We start from the raw sequence: 13,783 nt of genomic DNA, 5'->3' as shown, positions 1-13,783 counted from the left end.
AAGGGGCTAGCGTGCGTCGGCACTGAGCAGTCGCTGCAACGTGCCGACCACGTCGCCCCATGCGCCCAGTTCGCGCGCCCGGACGAGCCGCATGTTCGGATACCAGGCCGTCGTTGCGCCTTCGCGCTCGTAACGCCATTCGGCCACGTGGTTCAGAAAGAGATAGGTGCGCTTGCCGAGCGCGCCGGCGAAATGCGTGAGCCCGCCGTCGTTGCCGATGAACGCATCCAGCCGATCGATGAGCGCCGCCGACTGACCGAGCGTCATGTCGAGATCGAGCGTCGTGAAGCGGTCGAGATCGTTCGAGCGCGGGTCGTTCAGCCAGCGGCGGCGTTCGAAGCCGCGCTGCATGACGACCCAGTAGACGTCGCTCTGTGTGTCGAACAGCGGGTCGAGGTCGGGCAGGGTGAGGCTGCGGCTCGCGAAGTTGTTCGCCGATTCGCACGATGACCAGAACACGCCGACGCAGCGCCGGCCGCGCGCGCGATGCCAGATTCGGTCGATGACGGCATCGACGCTCGCCGGGTCCGCGGGTTCAATGTACCGGTGCGACGTCGCGTGGCCGAGCACCGGGAAAAGGGCGGTGAAAAGCGTGAACGGGTCCGTCCACATCGCCCCGTCGCCCGCTGGCCTCGTGAAGCCGGCGGCTTGCATCGCCCGGACGTAGTCGGCGCGGTCGGTCTCCGGCGTCGCGACGCGGAAGAGCTCGGTGTCGTAGTCCACGGCGACGCCCATCGCCTGCAACGCGCCGATATAGCGCGCCCAGTTCACCAGATCGCCGAAGCCCGATGCGATGAGCTGCACGGACATGCGCGCTGGCAGAGCGCGTTGACCGGCCCAGTAGCCTTCGCGGTTCACATGCGGGAAAAGCACGCGCCGCGCGTCGTCGGACGACCAGTACTGATGCATCGCCTCGACGCCGTGCTCGATGCCGTGAAGCCGCATGCGGCTGCGCGCCTGGTGATGACCGAGCACGAAGGCGGAATGCTCGTCAATGCCGTCCGGTCTCAGTTCCAGTACGCGGTTGTCTTCGCCGAGATAATGCCATCCGTACACGCGCCACAGAAAAGCGGCGATTTCCGGCGTCGACGCTTTCTGCGCGAACGATTCGATTCCCGCGAGCGCGACTTCTTTCAAGCCGAGATGCCCGGCGACGTCGCACATGCAATGGACGTGAAAAGCGAAAGAATCCGATAGACGCGTGAGCATGAAACAAATATCGAGCGCCTGAAGAAATTGTCCCGCCCGCAGATGCACGATTGCGCGCCAATGCCAGTATTCGGCCGTGTTGCCATCCGCCGCGCGCCGTTCGTCGAGAAAGCGCGAACATGCCTCGACATCGCCTGCGTAGAGTTTCGGATAAAGGTCGTCGTATTGTTCGAGCATGCTGTCGTGTCGTGGAGGGTGCGCGAAGTGGGCTTGAGCCTGGACGCAAGCGTGTTACGCGACTATGGCACGATGCCGGGGAACGTTTCGCTGAGTGAACGAATCGTCGAAAAAATTTGACGATTGTGCGCGCGTGCTTTCAGTATAGGTCGTTGTTTTTGTCTGGGCGAGCAGGGCGCAAAGCGTATTGGTGAAGCGCCTGTTCCTCGCGCTAAAACGCGTAAAGCTCCGGCAGTCGTTCGCTCAGCTTGCGTGCTTGATACAACATGCGGTGCGTCTTCGGCGACAACACGTTGAATTCTCCTCTCAGCAAGCGGCTCACGATCTGTACGACGTCCTGTAACTCGTCGGCTTTATCGGCGACGCTCGGTCGGTTCAGATGCGTCATTTTCTCAAGAATCTGCGGATCAGTGACCGTGGTATGCAGAAGAACCGAAACGCGAGGATACCGATTAATGAAAGCAGTAAGTGAATCGATATTGCCGAGATCGAGATCGTGCTGCACGAAGGCGGGATCGAGAATGAGATAATCGATATGGCCGCAATGTAGCCGGTCCATTAACTCGACCCTGCATGACGATATTTCGACAAGTACCGGAAGGTTGCTTTCGCTTAGAAGCAATTTCAAGCCTTCCGAGATCATCGGTGTCGTGTCGGCGATAAGCACTCGATGTAAAGCCTTTCCTCTTTTCATCCTTGATCCCCAAATCGGCTGAGAGATTTGCGAGCCAAACTAGGATAACGCGGAAGTCCGGTTCCACGTATGATTTTTATGCGTGTTTTCGCGAATATCTCTTACTGAGCATTTTCTGATTAGATTCTGATGCTTTTAGGAATGCTCTAGGACGTTGAGCAAGCGCTGAGACGAGTTTGGGCGCGCCGATTATCGACGCGCGCCATTCACGGGCAAAGCGGTATCAGCGATCGTCCGGACGCGGAACGCCTGCCGGACTCGGCGGATCGCGCAAATCGGCGTCCGCTTGCGGCGGATGCGGCGGGTCTTCCGGCTGGGCCGGGCCCAGATCGGTCAATCCCTCGGAGTCGATTGGATTCTCCGGTGGTTTATTCGTTGAGTCGGTCGATGCGGACATGGTTGGCTCCTGTTGTCGAATACATTGACGCGGGAGCAACGCGCATTCCGCAATCAGGCATTGTCGATGCTGTTTGTCCGCAGCAATCTCAACAAAGGAGACGACCATGAGCATTCCGCAAAACGAACCCGGCACGGATGTCGTCGATACGGACAAGGCGACTCAGCCCGCGCCGAAGTCAGATGATCCGCCGACCGATATGCCGCTGACCGAGGCGGACGACGGCAACACGCGCACGCCGGGAGCGCCGGCGCAGGAATAAGCACGCGTTTGGGTCGGCGATGAGCCGCCGACCGTTCCTTAAGCGGCTAATAATGTTGCCGCTAAGTTCAAATGTCGGGGTTACCGCTAAATAGAAATGTCGCGTTTTGCACGGATGTTTGGCTTACTTGCATTCAGGTTTCGGGGTTGGGGCGGCGCAGCCGCCCCCCCGTTCCCTCATTGTTTTTGCGCTGACTTCGAGAATCGCTTCGTTCATGTCTGCGATGCTCAACGCGCGTTGCTTCTTCAGTCCTTCGAGCGCCTTCTTGGCTCGAACCTGTTCGCCGCGATGCGTGCGTGACGGTGCATCGCACGACCGACGATCGTCTCGTTTGGCTTGCAGCAACCGTGCAGCTTCGAGTGCGTGCGCCAAGCGCTTGTTGTCGACTTCCGCACCCTGATCAATCCTCGCAATACGGTCGTAAGTGCCGCAGGAAAGCACCTCGCCGCCAGCCTGAACCTCGACGCAGCCACTCGGATACTCGACCACCTCGACTTGCTGGTGAATCAATAGGCGATTGGCGGGCGTGTCTTCCAGCAGATACATCACGCGGTCGTATTGCACCGTCAGCGCGTGGGTGACCTTGCGCCAGACGCGATGCGCCAGCAGTTGCGTCAAATCGTCGTCGGCGCGCAGGGGCCGATGGGCATCGTGGTTGCTGCGTGGCGGCTTGCCAAAGCGCTGATTGAAATCAGCAATGAAGGAGGGCGCATAAGCGTTGGCCGCTTCCCAGGTGCTGATCCCGCGCAAGCGCAATTCCTTGACCAGCCGGTCCTGCAAGGTCAAATTGGCGCGCTCAACGCGCCCCTTGGCCTGACTCGTATTCGCGCAGAACGCGTCGATGTTCAGTTCGTACAAGGCCCGCCCGAACTGCGTCACGCCCTTGCCAGCGGTCTGTGAGCGGTTCTTGACGTAGAAGACGCTGGCCTTGTCGCTATAGAACGCGATCGGCTTGCCATGTGCGCGCAGGTACTTCGATAGCGCCTCGAAATAGCTGAAGGTCGACTCGGTGGCCGTAAAGTGCAGCGTCATCAGCCGGCCCGTCGCATCGTCGATGAATACCAGCAGCGTGCACGCCGGCGCACGATCCTCGAACCAGCGGCGATCGCTGCCATCAATCTGGATCAACTCGCCCAGACACGCGCGGCGGTTGCGCGGCTGGTGAATCCGCGGCGGGCGCTGTTTGCGAGGCACCCAAAGGCCCGCCGCCGTCATCAGGGAGCGGACCGTCTCGACGGCCAGTTCGATGCCGTGGCATTCCCTTAACTTCTCGCACGCCAGTGTCGGGCCGAAGTCCGTATAGCGCGCGCGGATCAAGCTGATCGCGCGCTGCGCGACGCCATCTGGCAGCCGATGATTACTCGCGCGTCCGCGCTTGCCCGATACCAGCCCGCACGCGCCGTCAGCGCCATACCGCCGCACCAGCCGCTCGACCTGCCGCACACTCAGGCCCAGGCGCTCGGCGGCACGCCCTGGCTTGAGCCGTTGCTCGGCGACGGCCTGAATCACCTTGAGTCGGTCCAGTTCGCGCATCGACATCGTGATCGTCCCAGTCGAGTTCATGGTCCGCGCTCCAGAAACGCTTGTCTGGCCACGAACCTACGGCAAAATGCGACATTTCTACTTAGCAGAAACACGACATTTGAACTTGGGACCTACAAATAAAAATGCGCTAATTTATCTTATGTCAAATTGGATAGGCGCGGCGACGACTCACCGAAGCGTCCGACTGCGCTCCAACAAGAACTCCCGCTCCCGCGCATTCCTCGCCAGCCCCGCCGCCCGCGCAAATTCATCCCGCGCTTCATCCATGCGACCAAGCCGCGCCAGCAAATCCGCGCGCACGCCGGGCAGCCAGTGATAATTCTTCAATGCGGGACCTTCCCGCAACCGGTCGACGATCGCGAGCGCCGCCTCCGGCCCCGACGCCATGCTCACCGCGACCGCGCGATTGAGCTCGACCACGGCGTCGGCGCCACGTCCATCAGCGCATCGTAAAGCGCGACGATCATCGGCCAATCGGTCTCGGCGGCGCTCGGCACGCGCGCATGGCATGCCGCCAGCTCCGCCTGCAACGCATACACGCCGCGCGCGCCGCCCAACGCCGCCGCGCGCCGCAGCGCCGCGAAGCCGCGCTGAATCAGCAACGGGTCCCAGCGGCTGCGATCCTGATCCGGCAACAGCACCGGGCGGCCTTCACGGTCCACGCGCGCCTTCATCCGCGATGCCTGAATCTCCATCAGCGCGACGAGGCCGTGTACCTCGCTTTCGTGCGGCATCAGTTCGGCGAGAATGCGGCCGAGCCGCAGCGCGTCGTCGCACAGCGCGGGCCGCATCCAGTCGTCGCCGGCCGTGGCCGAGTAACCCTCGTTGAAAATGAGATAGATGACTTCGAGCACCGATGCCAGCCGCGCCGCGCGCTCGCCGGCCTTCGGCACCTCGAACGGCACGCGCGCCGCCGACAGCGCGCGTTTGGCCCGCACGATGCGCTGCGCGATCGTCGGCTCCGGCGCGAGAAACGCCCGCGCGATTTCGTCCGTCGTGAGCCCGCCCAAGAGCCGCAGCGTCAGCGCGACGCGCGCATCCAGCGACAGCACCGGATGGCAGGCCGTGAACACGAGCCGCAGCAGATCGTCGCCGATGTCGTCGTCGCGGGCGGCGTCGAGGAAATCGACGAAATCGGGCGTGATGTGCCGCTCCTGCGCGTCCAGATCGCGGCCGAGTTCCTCGTGCTTGCGCGCGTGCAGCGCGTACTGACGCAGACGGTCGAGCGCCCGGTTCTTCGCTGTCGTCATGAGCCACGCTCCCGGTTTCTCCGGCACGCCTTCGCGGCTCCAGTGCTCGAGCGCCGCGACGAACGCGTCCTGCGCCAGCTCTTCCGCGAGCGCGACGTCATGCACGACGCGCGCCACGCTCGCAATCACTTTCGCCGATTCGATGCGCCACACCGCCTCGATGGTCCGCCGCGTCGCTGCATCGCGTTCGTCCGACGACGCGCTCACGCCGCTTCCGGATCCATATGCACCAGTTCCCAGGTGTGGCCGTCGAGGTCTTCGAACGCGTGGCCGTACATGGACCCGTGATCCTGCGGGGCGCGCGGCGTCCGGCCGCCCGCGGCCACCGCTTTGGCCACGAGTTCGTCCACTTCCGCCCTGCTCTCGCATGACAGGCACACGAGCGCCTCGACGCTCTCGTGCGCATCGACGAGCGTCTTGTCCGTGAACGTCTTGAAGAACGCCTCGGTCAGCAGCATCGCGTAGATGTTCTCGCCGATGACGAGGCACGCGGCGGCGTCGTTCGTGAATGCGGGGTTGAAGTGAAGGCCGAGCGCCTTGAAAAACGTCATTGATTGCTTGAGGTCGCGAACCGCCAGGTTCACGAAGATCTGCTTGTGCATGGCGTGAAGCTCCGTTTTCATGGGATGTCGTTCGAACGACGATCGAAGCACGCGGAAATCGACACGCGTCACAGATAGCACGGCCCGAGCTTGCGGACCTCGACCGTGCACCATGCCGCCGCCGGGCACTCTGCGGCAATCGCCACCGCTTCGGCGTGCGTCTCGCAATCGAGCAGGAAGAAGCCACCGATCATTTCCTTCGCTTCCGCGAACGGCCCGTCGATGACGCGCGCGTCGCCTCTGACTGTGGAAACGCGCGACGCGTCCTTGAGCGACGTCAGCGATTCGCACGCGCGCAAGACGCCGCGTGCCTTCAGTGTGTCGGCGAACTCGACCATTTGCCGGTACGCTTCCCGCCCTTCCTCGGCCGTGCGCTGCGCGCGCTGATCGACGGGTTCAACGATGAGCAACAGAAAAGCCACGGCGGTCTCCTTTCGTGAAGTTATGTGCCGACAAAGTTAAACCGGCATCGCGCGGACGGCAACCTCGAACGTTCAGCTCATTGATATGATGAATAAGGCTAATTGTCCTACGTTACAAGACGTTACCAGCTGTTACGTGCCATTGTCTGAATTATCCCGTAGTATTTGCCTCCGTCGGCCGGTAAGACGATTGCGCAGAAGCAATTAGTACCGCCCGATGTCGCATGCCCTCAGTAGAGCGTCGCGCGGCGGTGGCCACCGCTGTACGTCCGCTTGTCCATCACGACGGCGCATTCGTTCGCTTCTTCGAGATCCGGCCCGAAGCCGGGAGAGGCGAATACGTCGGTTCCCTGCCCGTCCCGAACCCGATGCCGAAGGCGTCGCCGGTCGCCTGCGCGCGTCCGTTCATGCATATGAATCCATGAAGAAGAATACTTTCCTCCTTTCGACGCTCGTTCTCGCTCTCGCCGGTTGTGGCGGCAACGACGACGCCTCTTCGCCCGCCTCCGTCATGAACGCAGCGGACGGTTCAACGGCGGCCGACCCGACTGCGGTCGCCAAGGCGGCGAGCGCGCAGTCGATGACCTGCGGCGCGCCCACGGCAACCGCAGCCTCGGGCGGCAGCGGACAGATCACGGCGGACACGCCGAGCAGCGACGGCTCGCGCATGTTCCCCGCCGGCACGAAGTTCCAGGTGGCGATCACGACGCGCGCGGCTTCAGCCGACACGCTCAAGTGGACCATCGCCGATGCGCTCGGCAAGACGGTCGCGAGCGGCAGCTTCCCCGCGCCCGCAGTGGCCACGAAGACCACGCTCACGTGCTCCTCGACGCTCGCCGGTTATTTCGCGGTTTCCGCGACGCTCGTCGATCACGGCGGACAGGTGCAGACGGCCGGCACGCGCCCGAACGGCATCGCCACCTTCGGCGTGATTCCGGACCTCGGCGGCGTGATCCCCGCCGTCACGTACGCGAAGCAGGAACAGCATCGCTTCGGCATGCAGGGCTTCAACGGCAACGGCACGATGCTCGCCGCGCTCGGCATCTCGTCGACGATCGACGACCGCCAGATGTCCGTGATGGAGCCGAACGGCCGCTTCGCCTTCAACCCGAACGCCAACAACCTCGACCCGTTCTATACGTCCGGCAAGATCATGCGCCTCGTCCGTCTGGACGGCATTCCGGGCGGCGCGAGCATGCACGGCCTGAGCCCCGACTACAGCTACATCCCGAACGACCTGAACTACTACGCGAACTACATGGGCCGCGTCGGACAGGAAACCGAGGCGATGCGCGCGCGTTACTACCCGACCATGTCGGCGAACTACTATCAGGTGACGTGGGAGCCGTACATCCTGTGGAAGGACACGGACGTGAACTTCGTCGCGCTGTACAAGGCGGCGTATCAGGGCCTGCATTCGAAGGACCCGCACGCGGTCGTGATGGGTCCGGCCGAGCCGTTCCCGTCGCTCACCACCGAGCGCCTGAAGCGCCTCGCGCCGCTCGGCCTCGCGCAGTATATCGACGGCATCGCGACGCATGGTTACTACGATGCGGGCACGTCGCCGTCGCATCCGCCGGAGCGTCATCACACGGACGCGAACGCCGCCGATGCCGCGAACTCGCTGCTCAACGAGATGCGCAACCTGCGCGCGGAAATGGCGAAGGACTACAAGCCGAACATGAAGCTCTTCGTGACCGAGACGGGCATCAGCTATGACATCGGCGCGAACTACGGTCCGAACTATCCGACGCCGAACATTCTGTTCGCGCACGGTGCGGTCGTCGCGCGCGCGCATATCATTCTGCTCGGCGAAGGCGCGGATCAGACCTATGTGTTCTTCGGGCCGGACTTCCCCGGCGAGCCGGGCTACGGCACGTTCTTCGATCTGGATCATCCGCAGGCCGCGTTCGGCACGACGAACATCAGCCCGAAGCCGGCCGCGATGGAAGTCGCCGCGATGACCCGCGTGCTCGACGGCACCACCACGCTCGGTCCCGTGAACAACCTGCCCTCCGGCGTGTACGCCTACGCGTTCCAGCAGCTCGGCAACGGCAAGGTCATCACCGCGCTCTGGACGCACAACAACGCGGTGTGGCCGGCTTCGAACGGCGCATTCAGCACGACTTACAGCACTGCCTACAAGCTCGACGTCGATGCAGCCGGCACGAGCGGCACGGTCAAGCTGATCGACGCGATGGGCAACGTGTCGAGCGCGCCGTACACGAACGGCGTGGTGACGCTCACGCTCACCGAGTCGCCGCAGTACGTCGTTTCGACCAACGCGGATGTCGCGAAGAAGAACGCAACGAAGCCTCAGGGTTACACCGGCATGTGAACTCCGCGCCGTAGGAATGCGAACGCGCCCGCTATCGCGATATTGACAGCGCCGCGCGTTCGCATCGATACTGCGTTCATGCACGCAATCCTTTCCCTCGCCATCGCCGCGATTAAAAACCCAGTGAACGCCATCATCGGCGGGTCATCGGGAGAACGCGTGCGCTAGCGAGACAGGCAAGCAAGTCGATTCCGAAGGCCCCGCCGCAAGACGGGGCCTTTTTGTTGCATGCGTGCCTGGCCTTCCGTCTTCGGCTAATCAAGGAGAGCAAGATGGAAGAGCTGTCGCAAGTGGTGGAAGGGCGTGGCGCGCGCCACGGCGTCGCCTCGGGCAAGCTGCATGCGTCGGGCGCGCGCGTGGTCGTGTATGTCGAGGTGCTGCCGCATCAGACGGTCTCGTGGCGGCTCGCGCGGGATGCCGACTTGCGCGCCGATGCCTCGATATGGCTCACGCGTCATCAGGACCCCTACGATTACTGGCTCAAGCCCGGCGATGTCGTGCGGCTTGCGCGCGGCGAACGCGTGTGGCTGTCGTCGGAGTCGGAGCGCGCGGTCGAGGTGTCGCTGACTTCGTATCGCGCGCAGCAGGTCAGGCCCGCGTGGTCGCGCTTCATCGCTCGGTTCGTGCCGCGTGCGGTGAACGCGCTTTGATGTGCGCCACGGTCACGGCGCGGTACAGCGGAAGCTCGCGGCCAGGTTCACTCGTCCCTTGCCGAGATAGCGCGGATAGCCGGGGTATCGACAGATGGGACGCGTGCGTCCGTTGGTGGCCGGCGCGATGTCCGTGCCGATGAGCGTCTCCGGCGCGACGCCGTTCGTCACCCACTCGTCGAGCGCGCCGAGTTCGTCCCATGCGGGAATGAACACGCCGTTGCCGTGCTGAAAGCCCGGCACCATGTAGAGCCGCATGAACGAATCGACGGTCTCCTGACCATATCGCTCGACGAGTCCGCGATAGAACGCGATCGTCTGGTTCGGGCTGATGACTTCGTCGGCGAGGCCGTGCATGGCGACGAGCTTGCCGCCGTGCGCGATGAACGCGGAGAAATCCGGGTTCATCGCGCCGACCGTGTAGGCGAGCGTGACGAGCCGCTGCCGGTAGCGGCCGGGATTGTCGATATCGAACGAGAGTCCGCTCACCGCCGCGTCGCGCGTGACGAAGTGGCGGACATACGCGTCGCCCTGCGCGAAGAGATAGCCGTTCGCGGCGAACGTCGGCGGGTTCAGGAGCGTGGCCGAATCGCCGAGGCCGAGCATGCCGGAGAAGTCCACGCCCTGGAACACGTTGTAGCCGGGATACATCGCGACGCCATAAGCAAGCGGATAACGCAACGAAAGACCGTCGCGCAGCAGTTCCAGCGTGCCGAGCTGCGCATCGGAGAGGCAGCTGTCGCGCAGGGAAGGACGCTGGCCGTTCGCGCAGCGCAACGACGCGATGATCTGCGGTTCCAGTTGCCGGCACGCTTCGACATTGCCGACGATGCCGTCTGCGAGACCGTCGAGCCGGTCGCATTCGTGGACCACCGTCTCGTACACGCGCCGTTGCTGCGCGAGCCCGACGAAGCCGCCCGGCTTCGCGTAGGACGCCTGCCCTACTTTCACGCCGAGCAGCCGCACGCCCGAAAAGTTGATGGCGGGCGCGTTGGCGATCACGCCGTCGTAGTCGTTCGGAAACCGTTCGATGACGGTGAAGCCTTCGCGTCCGCCCGTCGAGCCGCCCGCGAAGTAGATCTTGTCGGGCAAACGTCCGTAGCCCATTTCGATCAGCGCGAGCGCGACATCGCGCGTTTTCTTCAGGTGCGCGAAGCCGAAATTGACGATGGCTTCGTCGTTGACCGCGAAATCCGCGCGCCCCGAATTGCCGACATGCCCCGAGTCCGAGCCGAAGGTCGCATAGCCGCGCGCGAGCGGCGTCGAATCGGGCGCGAAGGGCATCGGCTCGGTGCCGGAAACCAGCACGCCGTTGTAGCCGCCGCCGCCCATTTGCAGCGCGCGCCCGTTCCAGCGGCTCGGCAAGTTCACTTCGAAGCGGATGTCGGGCGTCGTCTCCTGAATCGCGCGGATGATGCCGGTCACGCGGCAGTACTCGCCGTTGCGATTGCCCGGCGCGGCCGCCTTGACCGCCGACGCCGTGACGATCAACGCGCCGCGCGTCGGCAGGCCGATGGTCGACGCGGGCACCGTCTTGCCGGCGAGGTCATCGCAGTGCCGGGTCACGTACGCGGCGGCGTGCGCGCGCGAGAGCGGCAGGAACGCAAGCGCGGCGACGAGCAATGCCCGGCACGCGCGGCGCGAGGCATCGGCAAGGAAAAGACGGCGGAGAGAAAGCACGGGCTGGAGTGGATACTTCAATGGCCGCTCAATAGATAAGAAGCGTTTCGGGTTAGCCATTCGGGGCCGCCGCCCGGCGTTGCGGCGGCACGACGTGATTGATCCGCCCAAAGCACGCCGCATTCCCTACTCCCCGTCCCACTCCCCGCGCAAATCGCTCGTCTCCAGAAGCTGGAGCAGCGTCTCCGCCGGCCGGCTCAGATGCTTCGCGCCGAACGCGATGAACTCCACCTCGGGCAAATCCGGCAGCTCCGCGCGATTGACCGGCGGCGCGAGCCCGCGGCCCGCCAGAAAGTGCGAGCGCACCGTGAGCCCGAGCCCGCCGCGCGCCGCCGCGATGCAGCCCGCGTGGCTGCTGCTCGTGCAGACCATTTGCCAGCGCGCGCCGGTCATCGCGAGCGAATCGAGCACGACGGCGCGCGTGACGCTCGGCTCGGCGACGAGAATGAGCGGCAGCGGCAGCGCTGTATCGACGACGGTTCCCGGCTTCGCGAGCCATTCCAGCCGCCCGCTGAAAAGCCGCGTGCCGCGCGCATCGCCGAGACGCCGCTTGCCGACGGCGAGATCCAGTTCGCCCGCGTCGACCAATTGATACAGCCGCCCGGTCATGCCGATGGTGATTTCCAGTTCCACGTCCGGATGCGAGTCGCGAAACGCGGCGAGCACGCTCGGCAACGGTCCGAGTGCGAGATCGTCGGATGAGCCGAGCCGCACGCGTCCGCGCAGCCGAGGCGAGCGGAACTGCGATTCGGCGTGCGACATCGCTTCGAGAATCACGCGGGCGTGGACGAGCATGGCTTCGCCGTCGGCGGTGAGCGCGAGCGAGTGCGTGTCGCGCAGGAAAAGCCGCCGGCCGACGCTCTCTTCCAAGCGCCGGATATGCTCCGACACGCTGGATTGACGCAAGCCGAGTTGCCGCCCGGCTTCGGTGAAACTGTGCGACGCGGCCACCGTCGCGAAAGTGTTCAGCCAGAGCGGATTGAGCATCCGCGCATTGTGATCGGCAAAGCCGATAACAGTCAATGCGGTTAGCGGGGTTCCCGATAACGCCCGCAGTCACTAAGATTTCACACATGCGCTGAAAACGGTTCCAGCGCGACTGCCCGCTCTCTCCCTCATGACCAGACAGTCTTCGCACACGGCGCTTTTGTGGATCGTCGCCGTGGGCTTTTTCATGCAGGCGCTCGATACGACGATCGTCAACACGGCGCTGCCTTCCATCGCGCGGGACCTGCACGCCGCGCCGCTCGCGATGCAGTCGATCGTCGTCGCGTACACGCTCACGATGGCGCTGCTCACGCCCGCCTCCGGCTGGCTCGCCGACCGCTTCGGCACGCGGCGCGTGTACTTCGTGTCGATCAGCTTGTTCGTCGTCGGATCGCTCGCCTGCGCGGGCGCGCATTCGCTCAACCAACTCATCTTTGCGCGCGTGCTGCAAGGCATCGGCGGCTCGATGCTGCTGCCGATCGGCCGCCTCGCGGTGTTGCGCGCCGTCAGCGGCGAAGCCTATGTCTCCGCGCTCGCGATGATTTCCGTCGCCGGACAAGTCGGCCCGATTCTCGGCCCGACGCTCGGCGGCTGGTTCGTCCAGTCTTTCACATGGCACTGGATCTTCCTGATCAACGTCCCGATCGGCGCGGCCGGCCTCTATGCGGTGCAGCGTTTCCTGCCCCACGACACGCTGCACGACGCGCCGCCCTTCGACTTCATCGGCTGCGGCTTGCTCTCGCTGTGCATGGTCGCGTTTTCGCTCGCGCTCGATAGCCCGGTGCAAACGCATCGCGGCGCGGTGTCGGCGGCGCTCTTCGCGGTCGCGGCGGCGTCCGCGTTCGCCTACATTCCGTATGCGCGTTACCGGCGCAATCCGCTCTTCAAACTCGCGCTTTTTCGCGAGCCCAATTTCAGCGTCGGCCTGATCGGCAATCTGCTGTGCCGCATCGGTTCGAGCGCGGTGCCGTTTCTGCTGCCGCTCATGATGCAACTGGACCTCGGCTATAGTCCGCTGCATTCCGGGCTCATGATGCTGCCCATCGCGATTGCGGGCACCGTCTCCAAGCGCTGGATCGCGCGGCTCGTCAAGCGTTACGGCTACGACACGTTCCTGTTGGTCAACACGGCGCTCGTCGGCGCGTCGATCGTCGCGTTCGCGGCTTTCTCGCCGTCATTGCCGCTCGCCGCCGAAATCACAATTCTCGCGATCTTCGGCGCGTGCAACTCGATGCAGTTCGCCGCGATGAACAGCGTCACGCTCAAGGGCTTGTCAAAGCAGGACGCCGGCAGCGGCAACAGCCTGTTCTCGATGGTGCAGATGCTCGCCATCGGCCTCGGCGTGTCGATCGGCGGCTCGCTCGTGCAGGTCTTTGAGGGACACTTCGGGTCGGCGTCGCTCGGCTTCAAACTGAGCTTCGTGTGCATGGGCGTGGTCACGCTGCTGTCGGGCGCGGTGTTCCGCCGGCTCGATTCCGCGCCGCAACCGTCCGCGCCGACGCCCGCTGCGCGATAAGCAGGCGCGCACGGTACGGGCTATCCTGCCCGTTGCCGCACGCCTTCTTCCCTT

12 protein-coding genes and 1 pseudogene are annotated in these 13,783 nt (G+C 64.2%); 4 read left to right on the top strand and 9 right to left on the bottom strand.

Annotated features, from left to right (window positions below; all coding sequences use genetic code 11):
- Positions 1-6: 6 nt before the first annotated feature.
- The 3 genes from LDZ26_RS06535 to LDZ26_RS06525 all read right to left on the bottom strand — a co-directional run bounded on the left by LDZ26_RS06535 (position 7) and on the right by LDZ26_RS06525 (position 2,477).
- Complete coding sequence (locus tag LDZ26_RS06535) at positions 7-1,386, bottom strand: glycosyltransferase family 9 protein (protein WP_244848674.1); 1,380 nt, start codon at positions 1,384-1,386, stop codon at positions 7-9.
- A gap of 211 nt (positions 1,387-1,597) precedes the next feature.
- Positions 1,598-2,053, bottom strand: coding sequence for a hypothetical protein (locus LDZ26_RS06530; RefSeq protein ID WP_244848672.1), 456 nt, complete (start codon positions 2,051-2,053; stop codon positions 1,598-1,600).
- Positions 2,054-2,303: 250 nt separating this feature from the next.
- Positions 2,304-2,477, bottom strand: a complete 174-nt coding sequence (locus tag LDZ26_RS06525; protein ID WP_244848665.1) for a hypothetical protein — start codon at positions 2,475-2,477, stop codon at positions 2,304-2,306.
- A gap of 106 nt (positions 2,478-2,583) precedes the next feature.
- Here LDZ26_RS06525 and LDZ26_RS06520 point away from each other — a divergent pair, with 106 nt between their 5' ends.
- On the top strand, positions 2,584-2,739 hold the full coding sequence (locus tag LDZ26_RS06520) for a hypothetical protein (protein ID WP_244848664.1): 156 nt from the start codon (positions 2,584-2,586) through the stop codon (positions 2,737-2,739).
- Positions 2,740-2,862: 123 nt separating this feature from the next.
- Here LDZ26_RS06520 and LDZ26_RS06515 read toward each other — a convergent pair whose 3' ends face one another.
- The 4 genes and pseudogenes from LDZ26_RS06515 to LDZ26_RS06500 all read right to left on the bottom strand — a co-directional run bounded on the left by LDZ26_RS06515 (position 2,863) and on the right by LDZ26_RS06500 (position 6,558).
- Positions 2,863-4,302, bottom strand: a complete 1,440-nt coding sequence (locus tag LDZ26_RS06515) for an ISNCY family transposase (protein ID WP_244848663.1) — start codon at positions 4,300-4,302, stop codon at positions 2,863-2,865.
- Positions 4,303-4,452: 150 nt separating this feature from the next.
- Positions 4,453-5,663, bottom strand: a pseudogene (locus tag LDZ26_RS06510) (RNA polymerase sigma factor).
- A 74-nt stretch (positions 5,664-5,737) separates the two neighbouring features.
- Positions 5,738-6,136, bottom strand: coding sequence for a VOC family protein (locus LDZ26_RS06505; protein ID WP_244849037.1), 399 nt, complete (start codon positions 6,134-6,136; stop codon positions 5,738-5,740).
- 68 nt (positions 6,137-6,204) lie between these two features.
- Positions 6,205-6,558: a YciI family protein gene (locus tag LDZ26_RS06500; RefSeq protein ID WP_244848662.1), complete on the bottom strand. Its 354-nt coding sequence runs from the start codon at positions 6,556-6,558 to the stop codon at positions 6,205-6,207.
- Between the two features lie 421 nt (positions 6,559-6,979).
- Between LDZ26_RS06500 and LDZ26_RS06495 the strand changes: the two genes are divergently transcribed.
- Both LDZ26_RS06495 and LDZ26_RS06490 read left to right on the top strand, forming a co-directional pair.
- Positions 6,980-8,896: a hypothetical protein gene (locus tag LDZ26_RS06495; RefSeq protein ID WP_244848661.1), complete on the top strand. Its 1,917-nt coding sequence runs from the start codon at positions 6,980-6,982 to the stop codon at positions 8,894-8,896.
- Positions 8,897-9,168: 272 nt separating this feature from the next.
- On the top strand, positions 9,169-9,546 hold the full coding sequence (locus LDZ26_RS06490) for a DUF2917 domain-containing protein (RefSeq protein WP_244848660.1): 378 nt from the start codon (positions 9,169-9,171) through the stop codon (positions 9,544-9,546).
- Positions 9,547-9,558: 12 nt separating this feature from the next.
- On the opposite strand, the gene LDZ26_RS06485 is transcribed toward LDZ26_RS06490, so the two are convergent.
- Together LDZ26_RS06485 and LDZ26_RS06480 are read right to left on the bottom strand one after the other, a co-directional pair.
- Positions 9,559-11,169 carry a tannase/feruloyl esterase family alpha/beta hydrolase gene (locus LDZ26_RS06485; RefSeq protein WP_244849035.1) on the bottom strand — a complete coding sequence of 537 codons (1,611 nt, stop codon included), beginning with the start codon at positions 11,167-11,169 and terminating at the stop codon, positions 9,559-9,561.
- Between the two features lie 183 nt (positions 11,170-11,352).
- A complete protein-coding gene (locus LDZ26_RS06480; protein WP_244848659.1) occupies positions 11,353-12,213 on the bottom strand; it encodes a LysR family transcriptional regulator in 861 nt (286 codons plus the stop codon).
- 130 nt (positions 12,214-12,343) lie between these two features.
- Between LDZ26_RS06480 and LDZ26_RS06475 the strand changes: the two genes are divergently transcribed.
- Positions 12,344-13,729, top strand: coding sequence for a DHA2 family efflux MFS transporter permease subunit (locus tag LDZ26_RS06475; RefSeq protein ID WP_244848658.1), 1,386 nt, complete (start codon positions 12,344-12,346; stop codon positions 13,727-13,729).
- Positions 13,730-13,783: the final 54 nt, after the last annotated feature.

This window comes from Caballeronia sp. SL2Y3 (assembly GCF_022879575.1).
Lineage (GTDB): Bacteria > Pseudomonadota > Gammaproteobacteria > Burkholderiales > Burkholderiaceae > Caballeronia.
This window is presented reverse-complemented; position numbering and strand designations above follow the sequence as displayed.

Bases quoted from the DNA above. Each gene is read 5' to 3' on its own strand.
- LDZ26_RS06535 (WP_244848674.1), bottom strand. From the start codon at position 1,386: ATGCTCGAACAATACGACGACCTTTATCCGAAACTCTACGCAGGCGAT.
- LDZ26_RS06525 (WP_244848665.1), bottom strand. From the start codon at position 2,477: ATGTCCGCATCGACCGACTCAACGAATAAACCACCGGAGAATCCAATC.
- LDZ26_RS06520 (WP_244848664.1), top strand. From the start codon at position 2,584: ATGAGCATTCCGCAAAACGAACCCGGCACGGATGTCGTCGATACGGAC.
- LDZ26_RS06515 (WP_244848663.1), bottom strand. From the start codon at position 4,302: ATGAACTCGACTGGGACGATCACGATGTCGATGCGCGAACTGGACCGA.
- LDZ26_RS06505 (WP_244849037.1), bottom strand. From the start codon at position 6,136: ATGCACAAGCAGATCTTCGTGAACCTGGCGGTTCGCGACCTCAAGCAA.
- LDZ26_RS06495 (WP_244848661.1), top strand. From the start codon at position 6,980: ATGAAGAAGAATACTTTCCTCCTTTCGACGCTCGTTCTCGCTCTCGCC.
- LDZ26_RS06490 (WP_244848660.1), top strand. From the start codon at position 9,169: ATGGAAGAGCTGTCGCAAGTGGTGGAAGGGCGTGGCGCGCGCCACGGC.
- LDZ26_RS06480 (WP_244848659.1), bottom strand. From the start codon at position 12,213: ATGCTCAATCCGCTCTGGCTGAACACTTTCGCGACGGTGGCCGCGTCG.
- LDZ26_RS06475 (WP_244848658.1), top strand. From the start codon at position 12,344: ATGACCAGACAGTCTTCGCACACGGCGCTTTTGTGGATCGTCGCCGTG.